Origin of the sequence: Hymenobacter rubidus, from assembly GCF_016734815.1 — a bacterium.
GTDB lineage: Bacteria > Bacteroidota > Bacteroidia > Cytophagales > Hymenobacteraceae > Hymenobacter > Hymenobacter rubidus.
Map to the genome: position 1 here is coordinate 60,733 of NZ_JAERQF010000024.1, position 17,639 is coordinate 78,371.

Annotated in this window: 12 protein-coding genes; 1 reads left to right on the forward strand and 11 read right to left on the reverse strand. The window is 58.8% G+C overall.

Annotated features, from left to right (window positions below; genetic code table 11):
• Nucleotides 1-129 precede the first annotated feature (129 nt).
• Entirely contained in the window at nt 130-1,161 is a 1,032-nt protein-coding gene (locus JKL48_RS15795; RefSeq protein WP_201984173.1) for a Gfo/Idh/MocA family oxidoreductase, read from the forward strand.
• Nucleotides 1,162-1,249: 88 nt separating this feature from the next.
• Here the strand turns inward: JKL48_RS15795 and fbp are convergent, their stop codons facing one another.
• The 11 genes from fbp to JKL48_RS15850 form a co-directional block, all read right to left on the reverse strand.
• Complete coding sequence (gene fbp / locus JKL48_RS15800) at nt 1,250-2,257, reverse strand: class 1 fructose-bisphosphatase (protein WP_201984176.1); 1,008 nt, start codon at nt 2,255-2,257, stop codon at nt 1,250-1,252.
• Between the two features lie 242 nt (nt 2,258-2,499).
• Nucleotides 2,500-2,889: a nuclear transport factor 2 family protein gene (locus tag JKL48_RS15805; protein ID WP_201984178.1), complete on the reverse strand. Its 390-nt coding sequence runs from the start codon at nt 2,887-2,889 to the stop codon at nt 2,500-2,502.
• A 96-nt stretch (nt 2,890-2,985) separates the two neighbouring features.
• Nucleotides 2,986-4,353 carry an MFS transporter gene (locus JKL48_RS15810; protein WP_317191954.1) on the reverse strand — a complete coding sequence of 456 codons (1,368 nt, stop codon included), beginning with the start codon at nt 4,351-4,353 and terminating at the stop codon, nt 2,986-2,988.
• A 78-nt stretch (nt 4,354-4,431) separates the two neighbouring features.
• On the reverse strand, nt 4,432-5,070 hold the full coding sequence (locus JKL48_RS15815) for a beta/alpha barrel domain-containing protein (protein WP_236668842.1): 639 nt from the start codon (nt 5,068-5,070) through the stop codon (nt 4,432-4,434).
• Between the two features lie 97 nt (nt 5,071-5,167).
• On the reverse strand, nt 5,168-6,178 hold the full coding sequence (locus tag JKL48_RS15820) for a sugar kinase (RefSeq protein ID WP_201984184.1): 1,011 nt from the start codon (nt 6,176-6,178) through the stop codon (nt 5,168-5,170).
• Between the two features lie 142 nt (nt 6,179-6,320).
• Nucleotides 6,321-7,754: a glucuronate isomerase gene (uxaC, locus tag JKL48_RS15825; RefSeq protein WP_201984187.1), complete on the reverse strand. Its 1,434-nt coding sequence runs from the start codon at nt 7,752-7,754 to the stop codon at nt 6,321-6,323.
• 264 nt (nt 7,755-8,018) lie between these two features.
• A complete protein-coding gene (locus JKL48_RS15830) occupies nt 8,019-9,671 on the reverse strand; it encodes a UxaA family hydrolase (RefSeq protein ID WP_201984189.1) in 1,653 nt (550 codons plus the stop codon).
• Nucleotides 9,672-9,832: 161 nt separating this feature from the next.
• Nucleotides 9,833-11,362: a tagaturonate reductase gene (locus tag JKL48_RS15835; protein ID WP_201984191.1), complete on the reverse strand. Its 1,530-nt coding sequence runs from the start codon at nt 11,360-11,362 to the stop codon at nt 9,833-9,835.
• A gap of 51 nt (nt 11,363-11,413) precedes the next feature.
• Nucleotides 11,414-12,535 (reverse strand): pectate lyase, encoded by a 1,122-nt coding sequence (gene pelA / locus JKL48_RS15840; RefSeq protein ID WP_236668843.1) that lies wholly within the window; start codon nt 12,533-12,535, stop codon nt 11,414-11,416.
• A gap of 47 nt (nt 12,536-12,582) precedes the next feature.
• A complete protein-coding gene (locus JKL48_RS15845; RefSeq protein ID WP_201984192.1) occupies nt 12,583-14,382 on the reverse strand; it encodes a RagB/SusD family nutrient uptake outer membrane protein in 1,800 nt (599 codons plus the stop codon).
• Between the two features lie 14 nt (nt 14,383-14,396).
• A complete protein-coding gene (locus JKL48_RS15850; RefSeq protein WP_201984193.1) occupies nt 14,397-17,627 on the reverse strand; it encodes a SusC/RagA family TonB-linked outer membrane protein in 3,231 nt (1,076 codons plus the stop codon).
• Nucleotides 17,628-17,639: the final 12 nt, after the last annotated feature.

Here is a 17,639-nt window from a genome sequence, read left to right on the forward strand (position 1 = left end):
ATTATCAGCCGCTTTTCCATTTGCATTCCCGGAACTACAGCCTATTTACCAATAACCGGGAGGACCGCACCCGTGCCACAAGCCAGGTTTTGCCAGCTGTAGTAAGGCCCGCGGCTTTACATTTGAGCCATGACCCCGACCTCTCCTATCCGCACCGCGCTGCTTGCCTATGGCATGTCGGGCAAGCTGTTTCAGGCTCCGTTTCTCGCCGCGCACCCCGGCTTCGACATGCAGGCCGTGGTGGAGCGCACCGAGCAGCGCATGCACCACGACTACACGCACATTCGCAGTTACGGCAGCGTTGCCGAGCTGCTGGCCGACCCGGCCATCGAGTTGGTGGTGGTGAATACGCCCAGCTACACCCACTTCGACCTGGCCAGCCAGGCCCTGCGCGCCGGTAAGCACGTTCTGCTGGAAAAGCCGGTGGCCGCCTCGCTCGCGCAGCTTCAGGAGCTGTTGGCGCTGGCCCAGGATACCGGCCGCCACCTGCTGGCCTACCAGAACCGCCGCTGGGACAGCGACTTCGGCGCCGTGCGCCGCGTGGTGGAAAGCGGGCAGTTGGGCCAGCTCATCGAAGTGCACATTCGCTACGACCGGTACAAGCCCACGCTGAACCCTAAGAAGTTCAAGGAAGACCCTTTGCCCGGCAGCGGCCTGCTCTACGACCTGGGCCCGCACATCCTCGACCAGGCCATCAGCCTGTTTGGCCGCCCGCTCGGCGCCGAGAAAACCAGTGGCCACTACCGGCCCCATACCCGGGTTGATGACTTCTTCAATTTCCACCTGCGCTACCCCAACAACCTCCACGTGTGGCTGACATCCAGCCTGCTGGTGGCAGCCCCCGGCCCGGCCTACGTGCTGCACGGCACCCTGGGCAGCTACCAAAAAGGCCGCACCGACGTGCAGGAAGCCCAGTTGCAGCAAGGCATCGGCCCCACCGCTCCCGAATACGGCCACGAAAAGCCCGGCCAACAGGGCCAGCTCACCCTGGCGCAAGCCGATGGCACGCTGACGACCACCCCCGACCCATCCATTCCCGGCAACTACATGGGCCTGTTCGAGGCCGTATTCCAAGCCATTCGCAACGGCGTCCCCTACCCCATCAGCAACGAACAGCTGCTGTGGCAGAACGAAGTACTGGAGCAGCCACCGGTGCAGTAAAGCTGATTCGGGCTTTGAAGCTCTCGTGCAGAAGGGCTCTAATTCAATAAGGCCGTCAGGCTGACTACTTAGGTGCAGCAATAGGGTCCTACAGCGCAGCCACGGCCTGCAACTCCTGCACCAGCTCAGCCGAGCCCACGAAGAGCGGAGCCCGTTGGTGCAGGTCGGCGGTGGGGTGCACGTCAAGCACCACATCGGCTCCGGTCACGGCCATGCCGCCGGCTTGCTCAATGAGGAAAGCTAGGGGGTAGCCTTCGTAGAGCAGGCGCAGCTTGCCGCTGGGCTTGGCCACGGTGGGCGGGTAGAGGTAGATGCCACCCGTGAACAGGTTGCGGTGGTAATCGGCCACGAGAGAGCCTACGTAGCGAGCCGAAAGGCGGCGCTCCTTGCAGGTAGTCAGGAAGGTGCGGACAAACTCGGGGTAATCAAACCAGTTGCCTTCGTTGCAGGAAAATACCGGGCCCTGACGGGGAATTTTGATATCGGGGTGCGAGAGAAAGAATTCACCCAACGAGTTTTCGTAGGTAAAGCCCGTCACGCCGTGCCCGGTGGTGTACACCAGCATGGTGCTGGACCCGTACAAAATGTACCCAGCGGCTACCTGGGCCCGGCCGCCCTGCAGAAAGTCTTCCTTACGGGCCGGCCCGCCAATGCGTGACACCCGGCGGTAAATGCTGAAAATAGTCCCGATGCTGACGTTCACGTCAATATTCGAGGAGCCATCAAGCGGGTCGATGGCCACCACGTACTTGCCGTAATGGTTGCCGGTCTGAATAATCTCCTCGTCTTCTTCCGAGAGCACAGCGCAGGCTTCGCCGCCGTTGGTGAGGGCCCGCACGAAGCGAATGTTGGCTTCCACGTCAAGCTTCTGCTGTTGCTCGCCCTGCACGTTTTTCTCGCCCATGGCACCTGTGATGCGCGAAAGACCCGCCCGATTTACTTCCCGGTTTACGATTTTGCCAGCCAGGGCAATGTCGCGCAATAATTGGCTCAGCTCGCCGGTCGCATAGGCGAATTCTGACTGTTTGCGGTTGATGTAGCGTTCCAGCGTGGTACCGACCGGGGTGGCCAATGTATTTTCCTTAGACGGAGACATAGGGTTGGGTAAGAATTTTTCGATAATCAAATGAGAATAAGTGACGGATGAGCCGGTGCGCAGCTCGTGCCACGAAATGCACCGCTCATTTCCGCAACCGCTTAATTTAAAGCGGTTCTCAAGTTGGTATACAGACGACAGTCAGTAGCGCGAACTGTGTAGTTCGCGTCCCCGCGCCGCTAGCTCGTTCTAGGACGCGAACTGCACAGTTCGCGCTACTATACACCAACCCGACAACCGCTCTAAAAAGCTTGTTTCTGAGCATGCCACAGCACCAACTGCCAGCCGTGGGATGGCTTGTTGATGTACACCACCGCATACTTGATGTGGGTGGAATTGGTACTGCCGTCGGGCTTGGCAGGCAGCGTGATGAGGACTGTTCCGTTCACCACCGCCGTGTTGCCGTCATTATAGGGGCGCACGGCCAGGGCTTCAATGTCGACATGCAGGTACTCGCTACTGCCGTCCCGAATGCTTTGCAGGTATTCGGCCTTGTTGTGCTCCAAGCCGTTGGAATGGGTATAAACCAAGTCGTCGGCAAATATCTTATCCAGTACTCCGAGGTCTTTACTTACTTGAGCATCAAAGCGCTGCCGCTCCAATGCTTTGATGTCATTCTCAACGCTGCTCATAAGGGTGATGGGCTGAAGGAGGCATGTAGCGTCCCGCGCTGCTGGAGGGCAACGGCAGAGACAAACCGTTTTTAACTACCAGAATAAGGTCGGCGGCTAGGCATTATCCGACTCGTCGAAGCGCACCATTTTCATGTGGGGCGCAAAGAATTGCATCAGCAACCACGCCAGCAGGTAGGCCCCGCCGCAGATGAGGAACATGATGAAATAGGCCTTGTTGAGCTGCCCGATGCTTTCGTAGTACACAAACATGCGCTTCTGCACCAAGGCCGTGAGCAGGATGCCCCCGAGTCCGCCGGCCATGCCGCCCAAACCCGTGACCGAAGCCACGGCCCGCTTGGGAAACATATCGGATGCCGTGGAGAAGATATTGGCGCTCCACGCCTGGTGCGCCGCCGCCGCAATGCCGATAACCAGCACGGCCAGCCACATGTCAATCTGCCCCAGGTACTGCACAAACACAATGGGCAGCACACAGAAGGCAATGAACAGCATGGCCATTTTGCGGGCCCGGAAAGCTGGCATACCGCTCTTGATGAATCGCATCGGCAACCAGCCGCCGCCAATACTGCCCACACTCGACAGAATGTACACAATGGCCACCGGCAGCGAAATCTGGGTGCCTTTCAGCCCGTACTGCTTGGTCAGGAAATCGGGCAACCAGAACAGGTAGAACCACCAGATGGGGTCCGTCAGGAATTTGCCGAAAATGAAGGCGTAGGTCTGCCGGACTTTCAACAATTGGGTCCAAGTGATTTTAGCCTCGTTTTCGACCGCCACGGCGGCCATATCGTCCACGTCGGTGTGGATGTAGTCGAACTCGGCTTTGCTGAGCTTGGCATGCCGGGCGGGCACTTCGTACACCACAAACCACAATACCAGCCAGACAAAGCCCAGTGCCCCCGTGATGATGAAAGCCCACTGCCACCCGTAATTTTCCGCGATAAAGGGTACCGCAATAGGAGCCACGATGGCCCCCACGTTCGAACCCGAATTGAAGATGCCCGTGGCCAGCGCCCGCTCCTTCTGCGGGAACCACTCGGCGGTGGTTTTGATGGCGGCGGGGAAATTGCCGGCCTCCGTGATGCCCAGAAAAGCCCGCGCCACACTAAAGCCTAACGTGGTGGTTACCAAGGCATGGCCCATGGCCGCCAAGCTCCACAGGAAGGTAGAGAGGGCGTAGCCCATTTTGGTGCCGAGCTTGTCGATGATGCGCCCCACGCCCATCATGCCAAATGCATAAGCCACTTTGAACGCCAGCTCGATATTGGCGTAGTCGCCCGAATTCCAGTGGAATTCCTTCTCCAGGTAGGGCTTCAGCAGCGAGATAACTGCCCGGTCGAGGTAGTTGATGGTGGTGGCGAAAAATACCAGCGAACAAATAGTCCAGCGGTATTTGCCGATGGCGGCATTTGCCGTCGCCAGCGGGGAAGCGGGCGGCAATTGGGTGGGCGAAGGCATCATCGAGTTCGGGAATTTTAAGCCAGGGGCAATACTCGCGGCGGGAAACAGACCAGGGCGCAAGCCCCGGCCCGGTACGTCTTATTTCTTCAGGGTTTCGACAAACTGCATCAGCTCACTGATGCTGGCGGATAAGGCATCGGTATCGTCGGCGTTTTTAAAGAGCTGCGAGCCCATCCCGACCGCATTCACGCCCGCACCAAACCAGGCACTGACGCTGGCTTCGGTAGGCTCCACGCCGCCCGTCACCATGAGCTTGATGTGGGGAATGGGGCCGCGCAGAGCTTTCACATAGTCTGGGCCTACAATGTTGCCGGGGAATATTTTCACCACGGCTGCGCCCATTTTGCTGGCCTGGTAGATTTCGGTGGGGGTGAGGGCGCCGGGTAGCCACGGAATGTCGTGGGCGCGGCACACTTCGGCTACTTCGGCCGTGGCGCAGGGCTGCACCACAAACGCCGCACCGGCCGCAATGAACTGCTCGGCCTGCTGGGCCGTGAAAAGCGTGCCAATGCCCAGCACCATGTCCGGGCAATTTTCCTGCACAAAGGCTTGCAGCTCACTGAAAACGGCCAATGCATTCTCGCCCCGGTTGGTAAATTCAAACACCCGAATGCCCCCCGCGTAGCAAGCCTGCAACATGCGCTGCGCATAGGCCACATCGGCGTGGTAAAACACCGGCACTACCGGGTAGCGCAACAGCGTGGCAAGGGTATCCAATTTTGAGCTGTTAGCTGTTAGCTGTTGGCTGTTAGTGTTCTGCATAATTGAAATAACGGAAAAAGCTAACAGCTAACTGCCATCAGCCAATAGCTAACTATCTAAGTAGTCGGCCGCTTGTGTTGCCTTTCATGATTTCTTCGACTTCAGCCACCGTTACCAGGTTGATGTCGCCGTGGATGGTGTGCTTGAGGGCCGATGCAGCTACCCCGAAGGTAAGGGCTTGCTGCGGGTTATTGTACGTGAGCGAGCCGTAGATAAAACCGGCCATGAAGGCATCGCCCCCGCCAATGCGGTCCACAATAGGGTTGATGTCGTAGGTGACGGTTTCGAGGAACTGCTGGCCGTCGTAAAAAACACCTTTCAGCCCGTTGTGCGAAGCGCTGTGGGTTTTGCGGCGGGTAGTCACTACCTGCTTGATTTGTGGGAACCGCGCCATCACCTGCTGCGCCACGGATACGAACTTGTTGTCGGTACCCGGCAGCGGGACAATGCCAAACAGGTCCTCGGCGTCGTTTTCGGAGCACACCACCACGTCGCAGCCTTCCACCAGCTCCGACATCACGGCCTGCGCCGTTTGGCCATACTGCCACAGGTTGCGGCGATAGTTTACATCAGCCGAAACGGTGATGCCCAAGCGGCGCGCGGCGGCAATGGCCTGGCGCGTGGCCTCGGCCGTGGTGGCCGAGATGGCGGGCGTGATGCCCGTCCAGTGCAGCCAACCGGCATCTTTCAGGATTTCATCCCAGTTAAACGCAGCCGGGTCGAGGTGCGCGAAGGCCGAATTGGCCCGGTCGTACACCACTTTGCTGGCGCGCATGCCTGCGCCTACTTCCAAAAAATACAGCCCCAGACGGTCCCCCTTGTAAACGGTGGCATCCATGTTCACGCCCAGGGCGCGGAAATGCTGGGCGGCCGCATGGCCCAGGTCATTGGCCGGGAAGCAGGTAACGTGAGCGGCAGGCACGCCCAAGCTGGCCAGCGAGGCGCCCACATTGGCGTCGCCGCCCCCGTAAACGATTTCCAGGCTTTGGGTTTGCGCGAACCGGTAGTTCAGCGGCGGCGACAGCCGCATCATGATTTCGCCGAACGTGACAACTTGCTTCATGCTTTGGGGACTTAGAAGAACGTCATGCTGAGCGTAGCCGAAGCATCTCGCTCGCATCGTTCAACGATTGAGTTACTACCACACGCGAGATGCTTCGACTACGCTCAGCATGACGTGCTTTTATAAATTAATTACGCCTTAATTACGCCGTTACGGCCGCTGCTTCGGCCACTTTGCCAAAGCCGAAATACTCGCTGGCATTGCCGTAGCAGATGTTCTGCACCATCGTGCCCAGCAGTTCCAGGTCGGCGGGTAATTCACCGTTCTCCACGTCGTTGCCGAGCAGATTGCAGAGCACGCGGCGGAAATACTCGTGGCGCGGGTACGAGAGGAAGCTGCGCGAATCGGTGAGCATGCCCACAAAGCGCGAAAGCAAGCCCATGTTGCTCAAAGCATTCATCTGCTTCTCCATGCCATCCTTCTGGTCGAGGAACCACCAGCCGGAGCCGAACTGAATCTTACCGGCCACCGAGCCGTCGTTGAAATTGCCAATCATCGTGGCAATCAGTTCATTATCGGCCGGGTTCAGGTTGTAGATGATGGTTTTCGCCAGCTTGTCCTGGCCGTCGAGGCGGTCGAGGAAGGTGGAAAGGGCGCGGCCCTGCGAGAAGTCGCCGATGCTGTCCCAGCCCGTGTCGGGGCCCAGCTCACGGAGCATGCGGGAGTTGTTGTTGCGCAGCGCGCCGATGTGGTACTGCTGCGTCCAGCCCTTTTCCCAGTCCAGCACGGCCAGCAGCACCAGCATGGCCGATTTGAATTTCAGCAACTCATCAGCAGTCAACTCCGCGCCGCCGCGCACTTTCGCGAAGATGGCGTCAATTTCCGCATCGGTGTAGCCGGCAGCGTAAATCTGCTCCAGGCCGTGGTCCGACAAGCGGCAACCCACGCTAGCGAAAAAATCGTGGCGCAGACGCAAGGCCTTTTCGAGGTCGGCGAACGTGCGGATTTCCACTTCGGCAGTTGCACCCAGCTTATCGAGGTATTGGTTATATGCTGCGGCAGATTCCGGAGCCATTGCCTTGTCGGCGCGGAAAGTGGGCAGCACGTTCACGGCAAAGCCGGAGGCGGCCAGCGCCTTGTGGTACTCCAGCGAGTCGGCAGGGTCGTCGGTGGTGCAAAGGGTTTCCACCTGCATCATTTTCAGCAGGTTTTGCACCGAGTATTCCGGCGTTTGCAGCTTGGCGTTGCACTCGTCGTAGATGCGGCGGGCGCTGTCCTTATTCAGCAGCTCGGTGATGCCGAAATAACGGCGCAGCTCCAGGTGCGTCCAGTGGTACAAGGGGTTGCGCAGCGTGTAGGGCACCGTTTCGGCCCACTTCTCAAACTTTTCCCAGTCCGAAGCATCGCCGGTGATGTAACGCTCGGGAATGCCGTTGGCCCGCATGGCGCGCCATTTGTAATGGTCGCCGTAGAGCCAGATTTGGGTGATATTCTCGAATTGCTTGTCCTCCGCAATCTGGTCGGGCAGCAGGTGGTTATGATAGTCGATGATGGGCATCTGCTTGGCATACTCGTGGTAGAGTGTGCTGGCCGTAGCGGTTTGCAGCAGAAAATCGTCGGAGAGGAAAGGCTTCATAAGCAACGAGAATTTAGGATGGGTGGGAACCCTGATAGTGCAGATGCTTCGGGACCCGAAGGTAGGCCTCCGCTAGGGCCGTATTGGTTTTAAAGGCTCTTGCTTTCGGGATTTATTAACGAAAACGGTTGCGCAAATAAGTAGCATTTGTCATCCTGAGCGCAGCGAAGGACCTTATCACGGTAGCAGTAGCAAATAATTACTGCCACCTGTACCTCGGCAAGAAGGTCCTTCGCGCTGCTCAGGATGACAGACACGAATTGATTACAAGCTTACCCCCCGCTTCCACGGAATGAAGTCGGTCTGGTCGTGGCGTACGGCAGCTACTTCTTCGCCGCTGGCTACCCGGATGACGTAATCGAGAATGCGCTCGCCGGCTTGCTCGATGGTTTCTTCGCCGTCAATCACCGTTCCGGTGTTCAGGTCAATGATGTCGGGCATGCGCTTGGCGAGGGCTGTGTTGCTGGCTACTTTGATAACCGGAGCAATGGGGTTGCCGGTGGGCGTGCCCAAGCCCGTGGTGAACAATACGATGTTCGCCCCTGAGCCTACTTCGGCCGTGGTCGATTCTACATCGTTGCCGGGCGTGCAGAGCAGGTTCAGCCCGGGCTTGGTTACCAGTTCCGGGTAGTCGAGCACGGCCACTACGGGCGACGAACCGCCCTTACGGGCTGCACCGGCCGACTTCATGGCGTCGGTAATCAAACCGTCGCGAATGTTGCCCGGCGAAGGGTTCATGTCGAAGCCCGAGCCCACGGCAATGGCGCTGTCGCCATACGCCTTCATTAGGCTGCTGAACCGCTCGGCAATGGCAGGTTCTACGCTGCGGTCCACCAACTCTTGCTCCACGCCGCACAGCTCCGGGAACTCAGCCAGGATGACGGAGCCGCCCAGCGCCACCAGCATATCGGAAACGTGGCCCAGGGCCGGGTTGGCCGAGATGCCGGAGAAGCCGTCGGAGCCGCCGCATTCCAAGCCAATGTTGAGGGCCTTCAGCGGAGCAGGCTCACGGCGGGCCTGGTTGGCAATCATCAGCCCCGCAAACGTTTGGCGCAGGGCTGTGCTAATGAGATTCTCCTCCGTACCAAGCTTCTGCTGGTCGAGGATGTAGAGCGGCTTCGAGAAGTTCGGGTCACGCTTCGCAATTTCGTCCTGGAGCATGCTGGCCTGCGCGTTCTGGCAGCCGAGGCTGAGCACCGTGGCACCGGCCACGTTGGGGTGCGTGATGTAGCCAGCCAACAGGCCACAAAGCGTTTGGGCGTCCTGACGGATGCCGCCGCAGCCGCCTTCGTGCGAAAGGAAGCGAATTCCATCCACGTTCGGGAACGGGCGCGTGCTGCGAGCCGCGTCTTCGCCAGCGGCCAGGTCGGCGCTCAGAATTTCCTCTACCGAGCGGCCGGCCTGCATCAGCTCCACCAGCTTCCGGGTTTCGGGCTGGTAGTTCTTGCGGCGGGCATAGCCAAGGTCGGTTATCAAGGCATCCTGCAGCACTTGGATATTGCGGTTCTCGCAGAACACTAGCGGAATCACCAGCCAGTAATTAGCTGTGCCCACGCGGCCATCGGCGCGGTGGTAGCCCTGGAACGTGCGTTCCTGCCAGGCGCTTACATCGGGGGCCTGCCAGGCGGCGCGCTTCTGCGCGTGCTCGTCGTAGCTATTGGTGGCGTGCTTGATGTTGGCAGTGGTGAGGCGGCCGCCGGGGCGGATGTCCTCGCGGGCGGTACCCACCAGTACGCCATACATGGTGACGGTCTGGCCAGCGGTCAGGCCCAGGGGTGCAAGCTTGTGCTTGGCCGGGATGGCTTCGCTAGTGGTCACAAAACCATTTTCCCAAGGCACTTCGGTGCCAATCGGCAGGTCGACTAAGGCAACCAGTACGTTATCGGCGGGGTGAATGCGGGCAACTTGATGTTTCACAGTTTTCTACTTTAAAACGTTATGCGGAGCGAAGTTGAACCATCGGTCGCCGTAGGCAAGCGTCGCTCCTACCATAACTAATTCAATCAGTCGAATTACTCCTCAGACAGGCGTTTCTTTTGCGCCGACGGCAGATGTGCACGTTGACCGGTTGGTTGAAATTAATTGGCCAGAGCTGTTTTTTTGGTGAAAAACGCCGCCAAGGTAGCCGGGGCGCCCTCTTCCAACAACTGCGTCAGGTACTGGCTCACCTTCTCGGCAAAACCAGGCAGGCGGGTGAGGTCGGTGCCCCAGAGCGCGGTATTGCGCAGTGCGGCCGTGGCCAGTTCCTCCGGCGAAAAGCGGGCCCAGAGGTCGGCAAAGTAGCCGGCGCGGTCGTCCTGAATGGTGTAGGACTTGCCGTTGGCTTCGCCCTCGCCCGTGCTTGGACCGGTGGCCGTGTTGCGCATGAACAGCAGGTAGGCCGCAAAGCCCAAAGCAATGTAGTGCGGCACGGCGCTGTGCTGCTGGTAATAATGCAGCAGTGTGGGCACGTTGCGCATCTGCATTTTCATGGTGCCCTGCATGGCAATGGACAGCCAGCGGTGCTCCAGAAAGGGGTTTCGGAAGCGGTCGAGCACCTGCATGCCAAAGCGCTGGCCTACTTTCTCATCCACATTATACGGGATGCCGGGCAGCAAATCGGCCAGCATCAGGTTGTGGATAAAGCGCGCTAGGCCCTCGTCCTCCAGCGCCTCGCGCACGGTGGTGCAGCCCATGAGGTGGGCCAAGGCAAAGCTCAAAGTATGCGTGCCGTTGAGCAGGCGCAGCTTCAACTCGCGAAACAATGTGATATCGGGCCGAATCACTACGCCGGCAGCCGGATGAAACGACAGGACTTCCTTCACCCGGTCATTGCCCTCAATGGCCCAGAGCGAGTAGGCTTCGGCCACGGTCAGCAGGTCGTCTTTATAGCCGAGGTCGGCTTGCAATTGCGCATAGGTCGCATCGTCGGGCTTGCCCGGCACAATGCGGTCGACCAGCGTATTGCAGAACGAGTTGGCCGATTCGAGCCAGTCGATGAAGGCGCTGCCAAGGTCGTTGCGGTGCGCCAGCTCCAGCACAATGGCTTCGAGCTTGCGGCCGTTGTCGGGAATTAGTTCGGTAGGCACCACCACCAAACCGCGGTTGGGGTCGCCCTTAAAGGCTTCAAAGCGTGCGTAGAGCACGGCCAGCAGCTTGCCCGGAAACGAGGACGGCGGCGTGAGGTGAATGTCCTCGTTCACCAGCTGAATCCCAACCTCAGTCGTGTTGGAAATGACGACTTGCAGGTCGGGGCTTTTGGCGAATTCCAGTACCTCGGCCCACTGGCTTTTGGCCGACAGCACGCGGCTGATGCAGCTGCACACCACGTTTTCTTCCACGGGCTTGCCGTCGTCAACGCCGCGGATGCACACCGTGTACAGGCCATCCTGGCGCTCGAAGGCGGTGGCGTCGCCGCCATCGGTGCTCTTCACCACCACAATGCGGCCGTTGAACACGCCCTTGCGGTTGGCTTCGTCAATCATGAAATCGGGCAGGCCGCGCAGCAGCACGCCGGTGCCAAATTGCAGTACCTTCTCGGGGAGGGCCAGTAGCTCGGCCGTGGGCCAGGACACTGGGGCCGTCGTGCTGGGCGCGGCCAAGGCCCGTTGTTTATTCAGAGTGTCCATGTATCACAATGAGACTAATGGTTAGTGCTTGGGCGAAACTAGAGTCGGGGCTTACTTCTTCTCTCCCGTACTCACCCGCTTTTGCCAGGCTGGGTAATCTTTGGTCAATAATTTTTCGGGCCAAGTACCGGCGTAGAGATAGCCGGCGCGGCGCTCGTTCTCAATCTCGCTGAGCTGGTAATGCACTTGGCTGTCGCGGCCCACGTAAATGGGCCGGTCGGTATCCAGCTCGTAAAAGCGCGCCCAGATGGTGGAGCCCGCTTCGGGCACCATCACCCGGTCGCGGCCCGACTTCTCCTGCGGAGCGGCAATTTCCTTCACGGTCATGCCCTTGATGGCCACCTTTTCGAACCAGGCCACGGCGCTTTCAATAGCCGTTTTCACGGCCGGCGATGGGTTCTCTACGCCCATCAGAAACCGCACAATTTCCACCGATTCGTCGCCACTCAGCGAGGCCAGTTCAAAGGCACGGGCCTTAGCCGGCTGCAGCGTTTTTTCGTCGTATTGCGCGCACCAGGCAGTCAGCACGCCCTTGCGCTTGTATTGCGTTTTCAGGATGCAGTCAACGCCTTTGTCAACGGCAGCCTGCGCCTGCGCCGGCAGCGCGGCATCGAGGCCAGTAAATGGCGCTTTTTGCCGGGCCACGCTGCGCAGCACTTCCAACACCCGAATCATGGCGTTGTCGTTGTAGGTAATTTGGTGGCGGTAGTTGCTGAAATCGGGGTAATACTGCGGAAAGCCGCCGTTGGCGTACTGCATTTTCAGCAAAAAGCGGATGCCGTTTTCGGCGCCCTGGCGGTAGGCCGGGTTGTTGGTTTTTTGGTACGCCTGGGCCAGGTAGATGATTTCGCGGCTTGTGGCGTTGTTGTCGATGGTGGCGTCGTTGCGGTTTTTGTCGGCCAGCGTAGCAGCCCGCTCAGCCGGGCTTAGCGGGTGCTTGTAGTCGACTTTTTTACTGCCTACCGCCTTGGGCCAGCCACCTATCGCGCGCTGGAACACCAGCATCTTTTCGGCGGTGCTGTCCTGCATGGCTGCCTGCTCGGTCACAGAAATCGCAGGGGCTGCAGCCGCTGCAGGCTGGCTGGCTGGTTTTTCCTGCGGGGGCCGGGCGGTGCAAGAGCTGCCCATTGCCAAGCCCAGTAGTAGCAAAAGCGAGCCGCGTGATGTAGTCATGTGCTGTGATTTGAGGCGCCGGACGCCGATACCGAAGGCTGTTTATGTTAGTAACCGGCGTTCTGCGTCAGATTAGGGTTGTTGTCCCGTGCAGTCTGCGGGATGGGCAATACTTGCTTGAGCGGGGTGTAGCCGGCCGCCCAGTTGGTGGTCACAAATGCCGTGGTAATGCTCGAACGCCAGTTAACCGCGGTGGTGCCGGTAGGCGCGGTGGCAGGCGCCGGCTTGTAAAACGAGCGCGCCCAGCGAAGTCCCGACGTAGAGCCGGTAACAGACGTAAAGTACATTTTCAACGGCACGTAGGAGTAGCGGCTGGCCGTCGTTTGGTCGGCCATAGCCGTCACGTCGAGCCGGGTCTGCGCGATTTTAGCCGTAAGCAAGTTCCAGCGAATCAGGTCGTATTTGCGAATGCCCTCCCCACCGAACTCAACAAACCGCTCTTTCGTGAGCTCATCAAAGAATGCTGCTTTGGAAGCCGTCGATACTGCCGGGGCAGTAGCCGTTCCATAGCCCCGACGACGCACCTCCATCAGCGCCGCTACGGCGCTGCTGCTGGGGCCATTGAGCTCGTTTTCGGCTTCGGCATACATCAACAACACATCGGAGAAGCGCAATACAATCCAGTCGAAGCTCAGCGATTGCAGCGTGGTGCTGCTCAACGCCGGTGAACGCCAGTCGCGACGGTACTTGCCATCGGTCGTGGACAGCAGCGTAGCGCCTTTCTGGGTGTCGGTAGCGTCTATCACGTAGGGCGTGACAGTCACATCGCGGCGGGTGTCGGTCGAGTCGAAAGCATAGAAGTAGGTGGGTACGATGGTGATGGCACCACTCGACTGGCCGAACGTGGGCGAGCCGGTCAGGCGCGGGCCGTTGTAGTAGCCCAGCTTGGAGTCGGACTGGGCGCTGGCGCCCCCTGCGCCGATTGCAAAAATGACTTCGTGGGCATTGTCGGCGGCATTGGCAGCCGCTCCGTCAATGTTGGCAATGCTCCGGAAAGGCGCATCGAACTTTGCATTGAGCGTGTGCTGGGTGCGGTTGTTCATCAGGTCCAGGCACTCGGTGCGGGCGATGCGGTAGTAGTCGAGGTAATCAGCAGCCCGACGCTCCTGCCCATCAACGCCCATCGACCAGCCGCCGCGGAACAAGGCAATGCGAGCCCGCAGCCCTTTGATAGCCCCTTTGCTAAACCGCTCGTTGCTGATGGCACCGTTGTCGCTGCGCCACGGCACGAGGTTCTCCGCTACTGCCAAGTCTTTGACGAGATGGGCGTATATCGAGTCACGGTCGGTACGGTACAGGTTAAAATCCTGGCCCGTCACGGAGGCCGTGCGGGGCTCGGGCACGTCGCCCCAGTTCCGTACCAGTTCAAAGTAATACTGCGCGCGCAAGGCCAGCATTTCGCCATAGAGGCGCTTCATGGATGCCTGCTCAGCGGACGACCCGCCCGTGTATTTGGATGACTGTGGAATAAACTTGAGGCAGATATTGGCGCGCTCAATGCCCTGATACAGGTTAACCCACGGGTTGTTCACCTCGGAGTTGCTGGGAATGGCTGAGTAGCGGGCAATGCCCCGACGCCCGGCGTCGGAAGCACCAATAGAACCCACCATCTCGTCGGAGTCGAAGGGGAAATAGCTGCTCAGGCGGTTACCGTAGCCCGTATCGCCGGACAACATGTCGTAGGCGCCAATAACGGCGGTGGTAGCCCCGTCGACGGTGCTGAAGGTTTCTTCGGAAGTGCTGTAGGCCGTAGGAGTCACGTTCAGGTAATCCTTACACGACAACAAGCTGGCGCCGCTGATGAGCAGCAGGGCGGCAATAGCCGGCCGGATAAATGCTTTTTTCATGGGAATTCGAAGGCTTAGAAGGAAAGATTTACACCCACCAGGTACGCTTTGCTGCGCGGGTAGCCGGCATAATCCACACCGGGAGTCAGCGGCGAACCGCGGCGCGTGTTCACTTCCGGGTCGAAACCGGTGTATTTGGTGAACGTGTAGATGTTGTTCACGGTGGCATAGATGCGGAACTGGGAAAGCTTCGCGTGCTGAATCAAGGCTTTGGGCAGCGTATAGCCTATCGTTACGTTGTTGATGCGCAGGAAAGAAGCATCTTCCACCGCCCAGGAGTGCGGAATGAGCTGACGCGGGGCCGCCCAAATCGTGGCGTTCTGATTGAGGGCGTCGAGCTGTGCTATGTCGGTGATGGCCTGACCGGTTTTGAGGTCAATGGTCCGGTACCGGTCTTTCATAATTTCCAAACCGTTGGCAAACTGCGAGTTTGCCAGGTAGGTCGTGTACTCGATTTTGTTGTCGTTCCAAACGTTATTGCCGTAGCTCCAGTTCATGAAGATGCTGGCATCGAACCCTTTATAGGAAAATTGCTGGTTCAGGCCCCCCGTATTCTTTGGGTTGGCATTGCCAATCACCTGACGGTCGGTTTCGTTCACGGTGCCGCTGCCATCCAGGTCCTTCAACTTGAGTTGTCCCGGCGATACGGCCGTTCCGATAACCGTTGCGTCGTTGGCCACCCCATCCTTCAAAATCCAGGTTTTCGTCGTGGTATCGTACCCCTTGAAATCAGCCGTGGTGTAAAAACCGTCGGTCACATAGCCGTACATCAGTCCCACTGGCTCGCCTACCCGCACAGCGTAGTCAGACGAAATGGCCGTGCTGGCCCAGCCCGAGTACTGTAGCGGGTAAGTGCCGCCGCCCAGGTTCTCGACGCGGTTGCGGTTGAACGAGATGTTGGCGTTGGCCGTCCAGCTGAAGTCTGGCGTGCGAATGATGGTGCCGGTAGCTTGCAACTCGATGCCCCGGTTGGAAGTAGACCCCACGTTGGCCAGCTGCGTGGTGTAGCCGGAGGTAGAAGGAATGCTTAGGTTCAGCAGCAGGTCCGACGTTTTGTTGTAGTAAGCATCGGCGGTCAGTTGCAACCGGTTGTCGAACAAGGCAATGTCCAAGCCCAAGTTGGTGGAGGCCGTGGTTTCCCATTTCAGGTTGGGGTTGGCCAAGGCAACTGCCGATACCCCGTTGACGATGGTATGGTTCATAGCGTACTGGGCTCCCGACGTGAAGTACGTATCGTAGAGGAAGTCGCTGATGCGGTTGTTGCCCGACAGGCCGTAGCTGGCGCGCAGCTTCAGGTCCGTAATCTGCTTAAAGGACTTCATAAACTCCTCGCTCGAAACACGCCAGGCCACCGATGCAGCCGGGAAGTACCCTACCCGCTGGCCCTCGGCAAATTTCGACGAGCCATCGGCCCGGAACGTAGCCGTGAACAGGTATTTGTCAGCAAACGAATAGTTGACGCGGCCAAAGCCCGACAGCAAGCGCGAGTCGATGGGCCGGCCGGTAGTGGGGTTGGGCTGCAGGGCCGTAGCTGACGGCAGTACGCCTTGGTTGATGTTGTTGATGGCCTTTTCGGGCGTGATGTTCGACGGCAGGTAGTTGGTTTGAATGCTCAGCGTCTGGGTGTTCTGGATGTAAAGCTCCTGGCCAATTACCCCATCAAACTTGTGCTGCCCCTTGGAGTAGCGGTAAGTCAGGACGTTGGAGTTGTTGAAGGTAATCGGGGCCGAGAAGGCGATGGAAGCCGAAGGCTGCCCGCCGAGGTTACCGAACACGTTGGGCGACTGCGAGCCATAAAAGGTTTCGACCCGGTTGTTGTTGTTGTCGAAACCGGCAGTGGAACGGAAGGCCAGGTTTTTGGTAAAATTGTAGCTTGCGTACCCGCTGATGTTGAACAGCCGGCGGCGGTCGCGCTTGTACTCGTTTTCGATGGCGACCAGCGGGTTGATGAGCTGGGCCGATGTGCTGAAAAAGTCGTTGTCTACTACGTCATCGCCGGGCGATATGCCATTGGCCAGCGTAGCATTGATGGGCAAATACTGCACCGCGCTCCGCAGGCGCGACGTGGTGGTCGAGCCCGAGCTGGAAGTACCGTTGCCGCTGATTACCTGGTCATTAAAACGGGAATTGAAGCCCAGACGGAATTTTTCGCTTGCCTGATGGTCGAAACGGAAGCTCACCAGGTTGCGCACGAAGGCCGAGCTTTGCTGAATGCCTTCTTCCTGGTTATTGGTCAGGCTCAGGTTGTAGGTGGTGCCTTTGGTACCGCCCGACACCGAAACGTTGTGCGTCTGGTACAAGGCGTTACGGCCAAACACCCGGTCCTGCCAGTTGATGAAAGGCGCGTTCTTGTACTGGTTCAGGGTATCGCTGTAGAAGTTGGACGTTCCGTACCGTGACTTGAATGTACTCAGACCAGCGCTACCAGCCTGGGCCGAACGCTCATAAGCGTAATCCAGATAGTCGGCCGGCTTGAGGACATCGAGGGTGCGGGCGATTTTGCGAATGCCCATGAAGCCGTTGTAGGCAACTGTGGTTTTGCCTTCACGGCCGTTTTTCGTGGTGATGATGACCACCCCATTGGCACCGCGGGCACCGTAGATGGCGGTGGCCGATGCATCTTTCAGCACGTCGATTGACTGAATATCCTGGGGAGAAAGCACCGACAAAGCGTTTTCTACCTGCACCCCATCCACTACGTAAAGCGGCGAGTTGTCTTGCGTTACGGAACCACCGCCCCGCACCCGAATGCGGATATCGGCACCCGGCGAGCCTTCTGATGCCGTTACCTGCACACCGGCCAGGCGGCCAGCCAATGCTTCTGCTGCCGAGTTGACGGGTATATCCTTGATTTGCTGAGCGCCTACCGAAGACACGGAACCGGTAACATCTTTGCGTTCAACAGCTTGGAAGCCAATAACCACAACGTCATCGAGTTGCTTGCTGTCGGAAGCCAACGTTACGTTGATGGTAGACTGGCTACCCACTTTGATAGCCTGCGATACATAGCCCACGTAGCTGAAGCGGATGGTCGCATTGTTGCTACCGGTGGGCAGCGTGATGCTGTAATCGCCGTCAGCGCCCGTCGAGGCGCCGTTGGTGGTGCCTTCTACCAGCACTGTTACGCCGGGCAGGGTTTCGCCTTCAGCCGACTTCACAGTGCCCTTAATCTGACGACTCTGGGCCGCCGCCAAGCCGATGCTTCCAAGAAGCAGCAGCAAAAGCAGAAGAAAATGTTTTTTCATGAGTGAAAAATT

What these genes read in the sequence shown, in the direction of transcription:
- JKL48_RS15805 (WP_201984178.1), bottom strand. Translation starts at nt 2,889, where the DNA reads ATGAGCAGCGTTGAGAATGACATCAAAGCATTGGAGCGGCAGCGCTTT.
- JKL48_RS15845 (WP_201984192.1), bottom strand. Translation starts at nt 14,382, where the DNA reads ATGAAAAAAGCATTTATCCGGCCGGCTATTGCCGCCCTGCTGCTCATC.
- fbp (WP_201984176.1), bottom strand. Translation starts at nt 2,257, where the DNA reads ATGTCTCCGTCTAAGGAAAATACATTGGCCACCCCGGTCGGTACCACG.
- JKL48_RS15820 (WP_201984184.1), bottom strand. Translation starts at nt 6,178, where the DNA reads ATGAAGCAAGTTGTCACGTTCGGCGAAATCATGATGCGGCTGTCGCCG.
- JKL48_RS15835 (WP_201984191.1), bottom strand. Translation starts at nt 11,362, where the DNA reads ATGGACACTCTGAATAAACAACGGGCCTTGGCCGCGCCCAGCACGACG.
- JKL48_RS15810 (WP_317191954.1), bottom strand. Translation starts at nt 4,353, where the DNA reads ATGATGCCTTCGCCCACCCAATTGCCGCCCGCTTCCCCGCTGGCGACG.
- pelA (WP_236668843.1), bottom strand. Translation starts at nt 12,535, where the DNA reads ATGACTACATCACGCGGCTCGCTTTTGCTACTACTGGGCTTGGCAATG.
- JKL48_RS15850 (WP_201984193.1), bottom strand. Translation starts at nt 17,627, where the DNA reads ATGAAAAAACATTTTCTTCTGCTTTTGCTGCTGCTTCTTGGAAGCATC.
- JKL48_RS15795 (WP_201984173.1), top strand. Translation starts at nt 130, where the DNA reads ATGACCCCGACCTCTCCTATCCGCACCGCGCTGCTTGCCTATGGCATG.
- uxaC (WP_201984187.1), bottom strand. Translation starts at nt 7,754, where the DNA reads ATGAAGCCTTTCCTCTCCGACGATTTTCTGCTGCAAACCGCTACGGCC.